This window comes from Elusimicrobiota bacterium, assembly GCA_016180815.1.
In the GTDB taxonomy this organism is placed as follows: domain Bacteria; phylum Elusimicrobiota; class Elusimicrobia; order JACQPE01; family JACQPE01; genus JACPAN01.
Window position 1 is genome coordinate 140,648 of sequence record JACPAN010000008.1, and the last position, 14,958, is coordinate 155,605.

At 54.9% G+C, this 14,958-nt stretch carries 12 protein-coding genes; 6 read left to right on the top strand and 6 right to left on the bottom strand.

The genetic code is table 11. The features are described 5' to 3' along the window. Positions 1-4: 4 nt before the first annotated feature. Positions 5-1,360 (bottom strand): polysaccharide biosynthesis C-terminal domain-containing protein, encoded by a 1,356-nt coding sequence (locus HYT79_04175; protein ID MBI2069778.1) that lies wholly within the window; start codon positions 1,358-1,360, stop codon positions 5-7. A gap of 61 nt (positions 1,361-1,421) precedes the next feature. Between HYT79_04175 and HYT79_04180 the strand changes: the two genes are divergently transcribed. The 5 genes from HYT79_04180 to HYT79_04200 are packed head-to-tail and all read left to right on the top strand — an operon-like array spanning position 1,422 to position 6,746. Then, complete coding sequence (locus HYT79_04180; protein MBI2069779.1) at positions 1,422-2,174, top strand: methyltransferase domain-containing protein; 753 nt, start codon at positions 1,422-1,424, stop codon at positions 2,172-2,174. Between the two features lie 60 nt (positions 2,175-2,234). Beyond that, the gene (locus HYT79_04185; protein ID MBI2069780.1) at positions 2,235-3,494 is read left to right on the top strand and encodes a glycosyltransferase family 9 protein; all 1,260 of its coding nucleotides are present in this window, start codon (positions 2,235-2,237) and stop codon (positions 3,492-3,494) included. Next, a complete protein-coding gene (locus HYT79_04190) occupies positions 3,481-4,944 on the top strand; it encodes a glycosyltransferase family 39 protein (protein MBI2069781.1) in 1,464 nt (487 codons plus the stop codon). The genes HYT79_04185 and HYT79_04190 overlap by 14 nt, the downstream gene beginning before the upstream one ends. Then, complete coding sequence (locus HYT79_04195) at positions 4,945-5,895, top strand: glycosyltransferase family 2 protein (GenBank protein ID MBI2069782.1); 951 nt, start codon at positions 4,945-4,947, stop codon at positions 5,893-5,895. Beyond that, positions 5,892-6,746, top strand: coding sequence for a class I SAM-dependent methyltransferase (locus HYT79_04200; GenBank protein ID MBI2069783.1), 855 nt, complete (start codon positions 5,892-5,894; stop codon positions 6,744-6,746). Before HYT79_04195 ends, HYT79_04200 begins: the two co-directional genes overlap by 4 nt. Before the next feature lie 6 nt (positions 6,747-6,752). Here the strand turns inward: HYT79_04200 and HYT79_04205 are convergent, their stop codons facing one another. Both HYT79_04205 and HYT79_04210 read right to left on the bottom strand, forming a co-directional pair. After that, complete coding sequence (locus HYT79_04205) at positions 6,753-7,973, bottom strand: glycosyltransferase (protein ID MBI2069784.1); 1,221 nt, start codon at positions 7,971-7,973, stop codon at positions 6,753-6,755. Beyond that, positions 7,966-8,685, bottom strand: a complete 720-nt coding sequence (locus HYT79_04210) for a glycosyltransferase (protein MBI2069785.1) — start codon at positions 8,683-8,685, stop codon at positions 7,966-7,968. Before HYT79_04210 ends, HYT79_04205 begins: the two co-directional genes overlap by 8 nt. 26 nt (positions 8,686-8,711) lie before the next feature. Here HYT79_04210 and HYT79_04215 point away from each other — a divergent pair, with 26 nt between their 5' ends. Continuing rightward, a complete protein-coding gene (locus HYT79_04215; GenBank protein MBI2069786.1) occupies positions 8,712-10,403 on the top strand; it encodes a glycosyltransferase family 39 protein in 1,692 nt (563 codons plus the stop codon). On the opposite strand, the gene HYT79_04220 is transcribed toward HYT79_04215, so the two are convergent. The 3 genes from HYT79_04220 to HYT79_04230 form a co-directional block, all read right to left on the bottom strand. Further along, positions 10,375-11,514 carry a methyltransferase domain-containing protein gene (locus HYT79_04220; protein MBI2069787.1) on the bottom strand — a complete coding sequence of 380 codons (1,140 nt, stop codon included), beginning with the start codon at positions 11,512-11,514 and terminating at the stop codon, positions 10,375-10,377. The genes HYT79_04215 and HYT79_04220 overlap by 29 nt on opposite strands. Before the next feature lie 130 nt (positions 11,515-11,644). After that, positions 11,645-13,477: an asparagine synthase (glutamine-hydrolyzing) gene (gene asnB, locus HYT79_04225; protein ID MBI2069788.1), complete on the bottom strand. Its 1,833-nt coding sequence runs from the start codon at positions 13,475-13,477 to the stop codon at positions 11,645-11,647. Between the two features lie 5 nt (positions 13,478-13,482). Continuing rightward, positions 13,483-14,925, bottom strand: a complete 1,443-nt coding sequence (locus tag HYT79_04230; GenBank protein ID MBI2069789.1) for a phenylacetate--CoA ligase family protein — start codon at positions 14,923-14,925, stop codon at positions 13,483-13,485. Positions 14,926-14,958: the final 33 nt, after the last annotated feature.

Sequence of the window (14,958 nt, forward strand, 5' to 3'; positions counted from 1 at the left end):
CGCCTCATGCGCCGGTTGATGTTTTCAGGCGCAAGTGTTTGGCGTAAAATTTCAAATCTTCCTTCTGCGGCATCAGGGCCATGATGCCCAAAGAGGATTTTTGCAGGAAAGAAATCCCCATCAGAGCCATGGTCAGCGTATAGCTTGCGCTGGAAGCGATGGAAGCGCCGATAATGCCCCATTGAGGAAGAAGCGCCAAATTAAGGACGACGTTGAGGATTAAGCCCGCGGCAACCGCCCGCATCGGCGGCTTGGTCCAGGCCCTGGCATTGAAGTATTCCAGGAAGATTTTGGCGGCGCCCATGGTAACGATCCCGGGCAATAGAGCCAGGAAAGCGTTGACCAGAGGCAAATAATCCGGACCATAAAGCAATCGGGTGGCCGGAGTGATCAAGAAAACGCCGGCGGCCGCGCCTAAAACCAGCCAGTAACTCACATGCCGCAGGGTATTCGCGGCGAATCGAGCCGCCTCCGCGTCTGATTTGATGCCGGCGGACAGAGGAAAGAAGAAAACCCCGGCGACCTGGGGAAGCCGCCACAGAAGCTGCCCGGCGGTCGTGGCCAACGAATAAAACGCCACTTGGCGCGGATCAAGATAATAAGCCACCAAGAAGAGGTCGAGCCTTAACAGCAAAAAGTGAGTGATGGTGATCGCGTAGTACCTGATGCCGCGGCTGAATAGCTCTTTGATCAGGGAGAAATTCAGGCGGAAGGGTTGGCCTGGGTCGACGCCTTTGAGCCCGCGTTGAATATAGGCGGTGGTCGCCAGGTGCCCGATTAAGCCCGCTCCCAGCGCCAGGGTCACGTTCACGCTTCCCAAAATAAGCTTGAGCGCCGCTAAAATCGACAACTGGATGGCTCCGGTCAGCCAAAGACTGGTATTGTAAGGGCGGGCCATGCCGGTTTGGGTGAACAGCATGCGGCCGTTGATGATTTGAATCACCAGAGGGATGTGCAAAACAGCCAGGACAAAAGCCGCGGGCGGCACGTTTTGGGACTTGAGCAGATTGATGTAAATCGTTTCTTTAAGCAGGAAAGCCAAAGCGACCCAAACAGCGGCCAGGGTCAAGGAGATCAAAAAGAGGTGGCGCTGGACTTGGCTGAAACCGAACGCGCCTTTGCCCAAAAGATAAACAGCGGCTTTATCGATGGTGAAGCGGCCGAATTTTTCGGCATAGGCCGCAATGGCCATCAGCAGAATCAGGAATCCCAACTGAGTCGGGCCCAAAGCGCGGGCCATCCAAACGCTCAGCGCCAACTGCAGCGTTTGGCCCAGGGCGTCTCCTGCGAAAATAGCGGCGGTTTTTTTAGTGTAGTAGCCGATGGTTCGTTGTTCTCCTTCCCGTAAGCTTTTTAACACATTCAGGGACCATAAAGAAGTTTTATGGCGCGGTTTTATTTTCCAGGGTATAAATTGATTGATGGCGAAGCCTTCTGATCTTCGAAATTTGCTCGACAAACAGAAAGTCTTTGTTGAGCAATTCCTTAAGACAACAGGGTATACCGATCGTCCCTGTTACAGGGCTTTGTCTGATTTTTCCAGAGAATTTTTAGCGAAGACGCCGCCCGGTTCGACTGTGATCGACTTTGCGGCCGGCCATTGCCTTTGGGAGCCTTTCTTCGCCGATTGCCGGTATTTGGCCTTCGATCTGGGCGTCAGCAATGTTCCCGCTCGTCCCCACTGGAGTTGGGTGGGCGATGTCTATCACACTCCGCTTCGTAACGCTACGGCGGATTCCGTTATTTGTATGTCGACCTTGGGCCATTTGGCTTATCCACAGAGAGCATTAAGTGAAATTCATCGCGTTCTTAAGCCCGGCGGTCATTTTTTAATGATGAGTGAATTCGGCAAAGCGGGGCATCATGAGCCGCATGATTATTGCCGGCTCAGTGATCATGCGCTGCAAACCTACCTGGATGAATTGGGGTTTGATATTTTACGATTGGAGGGTTCGAATTCATTTTTAACGACGATTTTTGATCTTATCGAGAATTGCTGGTGGAAAACGGGATTTGAGGATTTGAAATCGCCCTTGCGTTGGTTTGCGGGCTTATTCATGAGATTGTCGTTGCGATTCGGTTTGATCAAATTGCTTTACGGGTTAGATCGAGGGCGGTCCTTGGGAAAAAATTTGATGCCTGTGTATTTTTTAACGTTAGCCCGCAAAAAATAACTTGCTCGCGCGCGTTCATCTTCTTTACCATGCCGGCGAAAAATGGGAAATTAAGGGCGTATGAAGCGATTGCTGCGTTTTGCCGGAGCCTTGGTGGAGATGGCCCGCATCCGGTTTTGGTGGGTGGGTCATCCGCATGTGAGTCAAGGGCGGCCCTTGCCTGAGGCGCCCAGAATTTTTGTTCCTTGTTATTGCGGCTTAGGAGATATGATTTTTCTTTTCCCCCTGTTCCGGGCCATCAAAAAAGCCCTCCCAAAGGCCAAGTTGACTGTTTTGGCGCGGCCCGGTTCGCCCGCCGAAGAATTGGCCCGTGGCAATAAGGACGTTGATGATGTGCGGGCCGTCGACCTCTATCGTTTATCGGGCGCCGAGCGCGGCGCGCTTTCACGTGAGATCGAAACCCGGTCTTATGATGCCGTCTTGGTTACTTGCGCGAATCCGGTTCGCGTTTTCCTGCCCGCTTTTTACAAGATTCCGCTGCGCATCGGGCATTGCCGGAATTTGGATATTCCATGGCGTTGGAGCCGTTGGCCGGACTATCTTAAAAATAAATTCCATTTCGAAATCTGGCAAGAGGGATGGTTCCGGCGTTTTTTGTTCAATCGCACGGTCACGATCGATGTCCGCGCCGACCACGCTCATGACATCGACAAATGCCTGCGTTTAGCCGAGGGCTTGGGCATTTCCGTCGCATCGGCCGAGCGCCATCCATTGATCGAGCTCGCGCCGGAGCATCGGGCGTTCGCTGAGCGATTCTTATCGGACAATAATCTGGCGGGCAAAAAAATTCTCGGATTGAGCCTGGGCGTCAGCGCGGATTTAGGCTTTAAGCAATGGGGCGTCGAGCGTTTGGCTCAAAGCGCCCAACGTTTGGCCGTGGATCATCACCTGGCCGTTCTTTTATTCGGCTCGCGCGAAGAAACGTCCGCAGCCGAGAAGTTCCGGCAGACTGCGCGCATTCCGTGCGAAAGCGCGGTGGGCAAAACCAATGTCCATCAAATGGCCGCCCTGCTTTCGCGCTGCGCTGTTTTCCTGGCGAATGACACGGGCCCGGCGAAATTAGCCATGGCCATGAACGTGCCGACCGCCATCGTCTGGGGACCGTCGGATCGATATGGCGGCGGCGCTTGGAATCAGCAAAACCAGTTGACCATTCATAATAATATGCCCTGCAGCCCATGTTTTTTAACCGGTTTGACCCTTCGCGGTGAGGGCGTGTTGAACCATCAAAATTGCGGGCATCGCAACTGCCTTAACGCGCTTTCAATCGACGATGTTTGCGGCAAGGTCAAGGAGTTGATCGGTCATGGCTCATCATAAGGCGAACGCGCCGGAGAATTCGCCGATGCGGCGCTTGTTCGGCCGGTTGACCTCGCCGGATCGAATGAGTTCGCGCCGCGCGATCATTTTTATTTTTTCTTTGGCCTTCATCGTCAGGGCCGTCGTTTTATTGACGGCTCGCGACGTCGATTATGGATTCAGCGCGGGCTTTAAGCTCGCGGAAACCGCGCGTAATTTTTTGGAAGGCCGGGGCCTTGCTTGGGATGCCCGTTATTTGGCGGCTTTAAACGAAGAAGCCTTCAGGGAGAATCCGTTAAAACCGAAACTCGAAGTTTTCGAAGCCGTCCCCCCTCTCGAACCGTCGCCGGAGAGCCTGGAATCGTTCCGCGGCCGGCCGCCGGGCTACAGCTTGGTCGTGGCCGCGACCTGGGCCATGTTCGGCAAAAAGTTGTTCCTGTATTCGCAAATTTTATTCGTGCTGCTCGATATCGCCGCTTGTCTCTTAATTTGGTGGCTGACCAAAGAGCTCTTCGGCCCAACAATGGCTTTGGCGGCCGGTGTTCTTTATGCGCTGAGCCTGCCGCACGCCACGTTGTCCATTTTTCCGGGCCATGACGCCATCAATGCCTTTCCCGTGGCCGCTTGTTTGGCTTTTTTTTGGATGGGGCTGAAACGCAATTCCTGGCCCTTGTACGTCGCTTCGGGCATTGCGGCCGGCGCCGGCAGTTGGATACGCCAGGAGCCTTATTTAATGCCCGTCGTTTTGGCGATTGCCCTGGCCGTGACCGGCCGCTTCAAGGAGGCCTTGCGTTATCTTGTTTTGGCCCAGGCCGCCGCTTTTTTGACGGTCGCTCCCTGGGGGCTGCGCAACGCCGACATGTTCGGGAAATTTCAAATCGTCTCCCCTGCCTACGCCCATAATCTTCTCCAGGGCCTGCTTGAGAGCGACAACCCGTGGGGCATCAAATGCGATGATCAGTGGGTCAAAGCGTTCGTCCGCAGCAAAGGCGTCGACGCTTTGTACCACACTCCGGAATTCAACAAAGTGTGCATGGATGAATTCCTTCGATTGCTTGAACTCGAGCCTTTGTTCTACGTCAAACGCATCGTGAAGCGCTCGATCACTTCGTTGTTCCCGACCATCATGCCGTTTGAGGCCGCGTACACGCGCTATTGGCGCAACCTGCTCGGCCGCGAAGGCGTTCTCGGCTTTTTCATGGCGCATCCTGTTGAAACCTTGGCGCCCTTATTTTATAAGCTGATGTGGCTTTTCCTATGGATCGGCAGCTGTTGCGTTTTTTTAGGAATCAACCGGATCAGCCAGCCCAAGAAAACGATGATTTGGGCGTTGGCCGGAACCACTCTTTATTATTGGACGACGCATGTTCCCATGCATCTTGAATACCGCTTCATTCTGCCGGGCTATTTTCCCTTGATGATTTTGGGCGCCGAGGGATGGCGCCGCATGGCCGCCTGGAAAAAGGTTTAAATGCCCTGTTTTTCGGTCGTTATCCCCGTCTTTAACGAACAGGAAAACATCGCGGAGCTCTACGGCCGGGTGTCGGCGGCGCTGAAAAATTTCGGCGGGGACGATGAAGTCATTTTCGTCGATGACGGCTCCACGGATGGAACCCGCCGCATGCTTGACGATTTGCATCGCTCCAACCAGGGGCGCGTCAAAGTCATCGGATTATCGAGAAACTTCGGCCATCAGGCCGCGATTACGGCCGGCTTGAAAATGGCGTCGGGCGATGCGGTCGTCACCATGGACGGCGATTTGCAGCATCCGCCGGAGGCCATCGGCCAATTCGTCGCTAAATGGAACGAGGGTTATGAAGTGGTGACCGGCGTCCGTCAAAACACTCAGGGCCAGGGTTTTTGGAAGGAAATCAACGGGCGTGCCGCCTACTGGCTCATCAGCTGTTTGGGCGGCATTCATTTGCCTTTCGGTGCGGCTGATTTTCGTTTGATCGATCGAAAGGTCCTGGAATACATCCAACGCCTTGAAGAACGCCATTTGTTCCTGCGCGGATTAATTCCTTGGCTGGGTTTTAAGCAGACCACGCTTGAGTACACGGTCGCTCCCAGGCGTCACGGGCGGCCCAAATATACGCTGGCGCGCCAGATCAATTTGGCGCTGGACGGTTTGATTTCGTTTTCAATCTACCCTTTGCGCCTGGCCATTATTCTCGGCCTGGCCATTTCGGCCGCCGGCTTTTGTTATGCCTGCTACGCTCTGTACACCCATTTTTTTTCAGGCAGAACGGTGACCGGCTGGACCTCTCTGTTGGTCGGCGTTTTGCTGATGGGCGGCGTCCAGTTGATCGTTTTGGGCATTATGGGCGAGTACCTAGGCCGCGTCTATGAAGAGGTCAAGCGCCGCCCCTCTTATGTCGTCGAGCGTCTGCTGGGTTTTAAATCCGGCGGGGCAAATTCATGAGCGCGGACACGGTATTAACCTGCGCGGTTTGCAGCAGCCGGCATTCCCGTTCGATTTACCGGGGTTTGCGCCGCTGCGAAGAGTGCACGTTCGTTTGGGCGGATTTGACGCTGAGCGAGGCCGAGCTTGAGGACATTTACGGAAAGAATTATTTTTTAGGCGGCGAGTACACGAATTATCTGGCCGAGGAGAAGGCCTTCAAGTTCGGTTTCCGGAAAATTTTAAATTCCATCAGGAATTGGTATCCGGCGGGGCCCGGCCAGACTCTTCTTGAAATCGGATGCGCTTATGGATTTTTCCTCGACGTGGCCAAGGAAAGTTTCTCAACCACCGGCGTCGAGATCAATGACGAGGCTGCGGATTTTTCGGCTAAGCGCGGGCACCGGATTCTGCGCGGCGATTTTTTGAACGTGGACGTGCCCAAGCAAAGCGTGGACGTGGTGGTCGCATTGGCGGTGATGGAGCATTTGCAGTACCCGGACCGCTACCTGGAGAAAGCCGCTCAAAGCCTTAAGCCGGGCGGACTTTTCTGCCTGACGACGGGAGATATCGACAGTTTGGTTGCGCGCTGCTCAGGCCCCCGCTGGCGTTTGATTTACCCGCCCACTCATGTCAGTTATTGGTCCGCCGATACCCTGCGGAAAATTCTTGATCGGTATGGTTTCGACGTGGTGGAATGCCGAAAATCTTGGCAATGGCGGGGTTTGGACGCGGTGCTTTACCCTCTCTTGCACAATGTCCTGAAAATGAAAAAGCTTTATGAATTTTTTCGACGCCTGGGCGTCACGGATTGGCCGTTTTGTTTCAACCTTTGGGATATCGTTTATATCGTGGCTCGCAAGCGGGCCTAAGGCGTTCTAAAGAGAGTCGTAACGTTTAAGAATTACCGGCAAATAAGTTTCCCACCCAAAATCCGTCTTAGCGATATTCCGGGCGCGTTGGCGCCAGGAATCCGCATCCGTTGAAAGCTGGGCTCTGAGTTCGCGCAGCGCTTGTTCAAGTCCGCGCTGATCGTCCGGAGCCGCGACAACGCGGCCGACTTTTTCTTTGTTGATCAATACGGCCAAATCCTCGGGATGCGCGGTGCCCAGAATCATCAAGCCCGCGGCCAGGTATTCCCCGGCCTTGGTCGGACAGGCGACTTGATTGACGATATGCAGCGGCCGGATTAAGAGTCCGATATCCGCAGCCGCCAAATATTCGGGCGTGGATTCATGGCTTGTGGTCAGGATGCGGTAATCATCCGGTGAGCAGCCCTCAAGGCGCAGGGCTTCTTCGGCGTCTGCGCGATCAGGCGTCAGAATCAACAGGCAGGACGCGGGGTTCAATTTTTTTATGGCCGACAGCGCAATCGCCAGCCAGCGGGCCGGCTGCCAGGCGCGGATCGATCCCGCATAAATCAGCGTCAGCCGGTTCCCGATGCCCAGCTTTTTTCTCAACTCATCGCGGGTTTTTTGGGTTTGATCGAATCGATCCAAGTCCACGCAGCAAGGGATGACGTCGATTCGTTGGGGCACGGCGCCGTAATGCGCGATCAGGTGGCGCTTCAAGGATTCGGAAACGCAAAAAATATGATCCGCCTGCGTGGTCGTCTCGCGCTCCAGAGTCCTGAGCGTTTCAAGCCAACGGCGATCGATGGCCGTAGGCCGGCGTTTTTTTTCGCCTTCAAGAATCAGCGCGTATTCTTGCGCCTCAAGCCCGCGGCAGTCCAGAATGACTTTAATGCCGGGGCGGCTTTTTTTAAGAGCCAAGGCCAGGGCCGCGCTTTGGAAGCCCCGCGCGTGGATGACGGACGCGCCCTCGCCGACGGCGCGCTTCAATTGTCCGGTGTTCAAGCCGAGCATATTCCTGGGCACGCGCGGCAAAAACACGGGCGCTTGGCCGGTCGCTTCTAAACATTCGCGTTTTTTTTGGGCGATGTAGGGCCTGTTAAATAAAAAATCCTTCCAGGGATGAAAGACGAACAATTGAGGCGCGACGCCCCGCCCGTTGATTTTTTTGAGGAAGTTGACGACCTGTGAGTCGAACACCGTCCGTTCCGCGCCGCCGTAGGCTAAGTAAGCGATGGCCTTAGCCATAACAGCCTCGAATCTGCCGCCATTTAATGGCGATGAGGTCGCGCAGGGCGCCCGCCGAATCGGCGAAGAGGCGCACGGATGAGGTGCGGTTTTCCCTCAACACAACGGGCACGCGGGCGATCTTGAGGTTTTGGAGCGCCGCCGCTAAAAGAAGTTCGATATCGAAAGCGAACCGATCCACGCTCAAAAGAGGCAAAAGCCGTTGGGCCGCTTGGCGCGTCATTCCCTTCATGCCGCATTGCGTGTCTTTGATATCGAGAGCGCGGGGAAAGAACAGGCGTGTCACCACGGTCGACGTCGCCCAGGATAGCGCCCGTCGCGCAAGATTAACTCGCACCTCATAACGCGAGGCGCTCTGGTGCCTGTCGCCGACCGCGAGTTCGCAGGTTTTTAAAAGCGCCGCCGCTTCGGCGATAACGTCGAGTCCGTAGGGAAAATCGACATCGGTAAAAAAGAGGTATTTTCCTTTCGTATGTTCGAGACCGTGACGCACGGCGAACCCTTTGCCCCGATTCTCAGGCAAGTGAATCGAGCGTATGGCCGGTTCGTGCCTTTTGAGGATTTGAGCCGTTTCATCGGCGCTGCCGTCATTGACGAAAATAAGCTCCCAGTCCGCGGAACGATTCTTCAGCCAGCCGCAGGCATAGGCGATGGATTGTTCCAGAATGGGCGCTCCGTTGTAAACCGGGATGACGAGGGACAATTCGGGCACCTATGGATTTTCCTAAACTTAGCGGGATGAAGTTAAGCCCGGTTGAGTTCCTCAGGCGTTGTCCGAAGCCGTTTCTTCTGATTGTATCGGCCGGACTATTGTTGCGTTTGGCCGGAATCGATTTCGGGCTGCCCGGCACTTACCATCCGGATGAGCCGCATCACATCAACCTGGCCGTGTATTTCGGTTCGGGCGATTTCAATCCTCATGTGTTTAAATACCCGACGCTTTGGATGTATGTGTTGTTCATTCTTTACGGCCTTTTTTTCGTTGTTTGGTCCGGGTTCGGTTTTTTGCGCGGAGCCGATGATTTCGGAGCGCTTTTTGTTTGGGACCCGAGCGCTTTTTACCTCATCGCACGGGGCGCTTCCGCTTTTTTAGGCGCCGCCGCTATTTTTCCTTTATACGCCATGGTCAAGCGTTTGGCCGGCGAGCGCGCCGGGCTTTTAGCCGCCGGGCTTTGGGCTGTTTCACCCCGGTTGGTCAATTACGGGCATGTGGCCAAGCCGGATATGCTGATGTTGGCGTTTTCCACGCTGGCTTGGTTTTTATGCGCCCGCATCCTCAACGGCGCGCGCGACCGGCGTTCCTATGTCCTTGCGGGAGGAGCGATGGGTCTGGCTTGTTCAAGCCAATACACGGCGGGTTTTATCGCGCCGCTGCTTGTCTTGGCCCATGGCTTGAGCCAGGGCCGTTCATGGCTGCGAGCTTCGGCCCTTGCGCCGTTGGTTTTGGGTTATGCCGCCGCCGTAGCCGCCTTTTTTCTGGGCACGCCATTTGCGCTTTTTGATTTTCAAACGTTTGCCCGCGATTTGCGTGATCTTTTATCTTATGGACAGGGCGCGCTGACAGGCACTCCTGAGAAAGCGGGTTTGGCCGCAGCCGCTAATTTGTTGGTGGTTTTAGGCTGGCCTGCGCTCTTGGGCGCTTTGATCGTTGCCGCCGGCGCTGTTTTGGCCTGGCGGAAAAACAGACGGGCGGCTTTATTCGGGTTGTTACCCCTGGCTTTGGGTTTTGTTGTGATGGCCGTCCAAAGCCGGCAGGCAGCGGCTGAGCGCTATGTGGCCGCGTTGTTCCCAGGCGTTGTCTTGCTGGCGTCATTCGCGGCGGAGGCGCCTTGGTTGAAGACGGTCAAGGCAGCGGCTAAAAACTGGTGGTGGCTTTTATTGATCCCGGGCGCCTGGGGCGCGGTCGGCATCAGCCGGGATTATCTTAAGCCCGACACCAGGACCCTGGCTAAGGAATGGATCGAGGAGCATATCCCCGAAGGCAGCCGCATTCTCCTCGATCAAATTTATTTAGGGCCGCCTCTGGCCATGACCAAGGATCAGGTCGAGCGCCTTTATCAAAAGACTTCATCCATCGGCCATCCCCGCGCGCGTTATTTTCATTTGATGCTTAAGGGGCACCCGGGCGGCGGCTATGAGATTCTGCGCATGCTGCGCACCTCCGGCGAGTTGATTTCCATGGAACGGCATACGCAATGGTCCCAGCAAGGCTATGATCTTTTGGACGTCGAGCGCGGCTTGCCGGCTTTGCAGGAGGCCGGCGTGCGTTATGCGCTTACCAGCTCGGAGGGCGCCAGGGCCGATACCAATCCGCGTCTATCCAAATTTTTCAGCGACTTGGAAAGTAAAACCGAGTTGTTGCGTCAGTTTCAACCGGATGACCGGACGACGGGTCCTGCCCTTAAGATTTACCGGGTTTTTCGCCGATGATGTAGAGCAGATTTCCGAAACGGCCGAGTCGATTGAATTCAAACTGATTGATGGCCTTGAGGATATCCGTGGGTAGAAATCCGATCCATGGACTGATGGAATTGAAACTGCCTTCCTCTGTGATTTTGAAATGATGGGCTGCAAATAATTCCCTCAGCGACCGCCGGTTAAATTTGGAAACATGCTGGCAGCCCGCTAGAGCCGGCGCCAGATGCAGGTGGTCCATCGTCCACTCAATGACAGGCCATAGGCTTCGATAATTCGGCGTTGTGATCAAAAACAGCCCGCCCGGTTCCAGCGCCCGGTAGGCTTTTGCCATCAACTGGTCGATCTCGGGGCGATAGAGATGCTCGATGACTTCCTGGGAAATGATTTTGGTGTAGGCGTTTTGAGCGAATCGGGCATCCGATACGGAACTGACCATTAATTGTACGTTGTTTCTCCCCGCGCACTGGCGCCTGGCGAATTCGACGGCGTCGGGAGAAATGTCCACGCCCGTGACTGATTCGGCTTTTGCGGCCGCCCAAGCCAGGAAATTGCCGGAACCGCAGCCTATTTCCAAAAGTTTGTCGTTGCCGGTGATCGGGAATTTTTCCGCCGCCAGGTGCAGTTTGTTCCAATGCCATATGCGTTGGACGAAGAAGCCTTGATGGAGCGCTTGGAATTGATAGTCGCCGGCGATTTTTATCCTTTCGGTTTCCCTCTCCGGAGGTTGCGACGGGATGGTTTTTCTGGAAAGTGGGCGACCCAAGCGCTCTTCAACGACTTCAAGAAGATCGGCTGCTTTGAACGGTTTGATCAGCACCGAACAGCGAAGCGTCAGATCTTTAGGTAAGGCGTCGTCGAGAATCGGTTTAGACCCCATTAAAATATAGGAGGTTTTTTTAAATCCATTGGTTTGGCGCAATTTTTTGATGAGCCGGTCTCCGCTGAAGTCAGGGAGCAGGTGATCTGAAATGATTAAGGAGGGATGTTCTTTGAGCGCAAGGCGCAATCCCTCCTGGCCGGAAGTGGCGCTGTAGACGTTGCAATTGAAACCCGACAGCGCGTGAGATATGGATTCGATGACCGCGCTGTTGTCATCGACGATAAGAATTTTAGGAGCAGTCATTGGTCCCTCAATTAATGAATAACAGGAAAGACCGTAGATTGCAACTATTTTTTAGACGCTGTGTTGAAAAGCGTTCCAGCCGATGCCGGAAACTGATGGACGAGGTTTCAGGACGATGCGCCGGTGAGGTTTAAGCGTTGATCCACCTGCGGTGCCAAAGCTCTAAGGCCAGCAAATTCCAAATTTTGGCGCTCTGGAAACGGCCCTGCCGGTGCTCTTTGATGAGTTCCTGAATGGCCGGGTAATTGAGCGCTTGGATGCGGCGTTCTTTAAAGAAAATATCGTCGAGCATGCCCGTTAATTCTTTTTGAAACCATTCGTTCAAGGGCACGTTGAAACCGACTTTCGGGCGGAAAACGAAATTTTCCGGAAGGTAGCGAAGTGCCAATTTTTTCAGGATGTATTTGCCCGTGCCGTTTTTGATTTTCAAACCGCCGGCCAAGCCCAGCATGGATTCGACCAACTCATGGTCTAAAAACGGCACGCGGCATTCGATGGAAGCGGCCATGGTCACCCGGTCGGTGCGGATGAGCAAATCCGACGGTATGCGCGTGGCCATGTCGAAATAAAGCATTTGATTGACCAGGCCCAGCGTCCCTGGTTGGCCATAAATATGATGGACCCAGGGTTCTAATGAAATATCTTTCTTCAAGTAGTGGCTTCGCAGGGATTCGCCGAACACATAGGCCGTGCCCCTAAACGGGTGATTTCCGGCCAGGCGGTTCCAGAGATCGCGCCGGTCGTCTCCGGACAGGAGCCCGGCCCAAGGCGCCCAGCGTGCCAGGCCTCTCAACGGGTTGAGCCGGATCATTTGAAGGTAGCTGTCATAACCGCCCAATAGTTCATCGGCCCCTTCCCCGGAAAGAACCACTTTGATGTTGTGGCGCTGGGCTTCCTTGGCCACGAAATAAAGCGGCAGCGATGAAGGATCGGAAACCAAATCATCCATGTACACGACCCAGTCCGTCAGAAAATCCAGGAACGTCCGCGCATTCATGCTGAATACATGGTGCTCGGTTTTAGCCGCTTCGGCGACATGGTCGAAATAAACGCGCTCGCTGTAAGCCGCTTCCTCGAAGTCTACGGAAAAGCTATGAACGGGTTTGCCTTGGGATTCCTGCGCCGCGAACAAGGTGACCAACGACGAGTCCACGCCGCCGGAGAGGAAACACCCCACCGGAACATCGGCGACCAGCCTGCGTTTAACCGCCCGGCGCAGCAAGGTTTCCAGCTCGTTGAGCGCTTCGCCTTCGTCAGCCGGCCGTTCTTTCGAGTGATCGCTTAATCGCCAATAGGCTGTCTGTTCCGGGGTTTTGTGCGGGCGTTCGAACCAAAGCGTTTGCCCGGCGCCCAGGCGTTTGACCGGGCTCATGAGCATGTCGTCGGTCGGAACCGAGCGCATGGTTAAATAGAAGGCCAGGGCGTTTTCGTTCAAGCGAAGTTGCTTTGTCGTTTTCAAGTAGGGCTGCAGGCTTTTGAGCTCCGAGGCGATGATCACGCGTTCATTGTCCTGAACCCAGTAAAGAGGCTTGATGCCTAATCGGTCGCGCGCGGCCCAAAGCGCCTGTTTTTTGGCGTCCCATAAAACGAAAGCGAACATCCCGTAAAAATGCTTTAAGCAATCCATTCCCCATTGCGCATAAGCTTTGAGTAGAACCTCGGTGTCCGAGGTGCTGCGGAAAACATGGCCGAAGCCTTCGAGCTCTTTTTTTAATTCTTTGTAGTTGTAGAGTTCGCCGTTATAGGTGACGACGTTGCCCGTTTGAAGGTCTTTCATGGGCTGCCGGCCGCTGGGGGATAAATCGATGATGGCCAGACGCCGGTGGCCCAGGCCCAGTTGAGGCGTGACCAGCAGCGTGCCTTCGCCGTCGGGGCCGCGGTGTTTCAGGCAATCGGTGAGCTCGCGCAGTTCTTGCTCGCCAACCGGCTGTTCCCTGGACCAGATCGCGATAATGCCGCACATAAAATTTATTTTTGATTCGAGCCCGACGGCGGCTCGATTTGATCAGCCAGCAATTCTTTGAACGATTGTTGATCGCCCAAGTACCGGTCCAAGGAAAGTTTCTGAATAAGGAAGCGATTTTTTCCCGACGGCGCGGATTCGACGGCGTCCACGGCCGCCAGAACAAGTTTCGTGTCCGGGCCCAGTTTCTCTCCGATTCCACGGAGGATATTCGCGTCGTCCTGCGGACCATAGGCCGGTTTTTTGACCAAGCGTAAGACAACCTCGCCGGGTTTTTCCTGATAGAACTGGAATTGGCGCACATTGTCAAAGACGGGTGTGTGCATGTTGATCGCGACCATGGAGATCGGACGGCCAGAGCCGGTGACGATGAATTCTTGAAGGCGGCCTTGAACCCGGCGCCAAAGCGGGTAATTGCGGTTGCAGCGTTCGCAACGGCCGGGCCCAAGCACGGCCAGATCGCGCGTTTTGTAGCGAATAAACGGCGTCGCCCAGCCGTAGAAGCCCGTGCCCACGATTTCTCCCGCTTCCCCCTCCTGCGTCACGGGCCGGCCTTCCCGGTCCAGAACTTCGGCTAAGCCGTATTCGGCGATGACGTGATAGTCGCTGGAATGTTCGCATTCCGTGGCCAACACAGCGGCCTCGCTGTGGCCGTACCAGGTGAAGGCCCGGCACCCGAACACGTTTTGAATCAACTCCCGTTGGCCGGGGTAGATATTTTCGGAACCGGCCATGACGCCCTTGAGGGGTTTTCCCGGCCAGCCGCCTTTTTCTTTGACATAGCCGGCTAAAAGAACGAACGCGGATGGGTATCCGTAGAGAAAATCAGGAGCGAATTTAGTCAATTGTTCCAGAAACATTTCCAGGAAAGGCTCCTTAAGATGGTAGGAAGAAAAATGAAGTTCGTTATGCGCGGGGTCATAGCGCCAAAGCCCATTTTTTTCCGCTGTGCCGACGAAGCCGCCCCGAAACACGGCGACCTTGTCGCCGGGGTTGAATCCGATGCGTTTTCTCTGAGCGTCGATGAAGGCGCGTTCCTTGGGGATATTGTAGCCCTTGACCCAGTAAAGCCCGAACGGGATGCCGGTCGATCCTCCGGTCGTGACATAAACGCGGCGGCTCTTGGCCACGGCGTCGGAGCTGAATTCCTCAAGGCCGTCGCGCAGGTCCTCTTTGGCGATGGTGGGAAATTTGCGGATGTCCTCCGGAGTTTTGAAATCGGACGGTTTCACGCCCCATTCATCGAAGCGGCGGCGATAGCCGGAGGTCGTTTGGTAGGCGTGCTCGAGGATGCGGCTCGTGGCGTTGATTTGAAAAGAATCGAGCCGGTCTTTGGACCAATTTTGATGTTGTTCAAGCATGGCCATGGTTTCCCGATAAACCCTGCCTTGGCGCCAAGACGGCGGCAGGAACGACCAAAGGTAACGCAGCCAGAAATGTTGAGTCATGAATTTTTCAGTCGACCGTTAATTTTCCTAAAC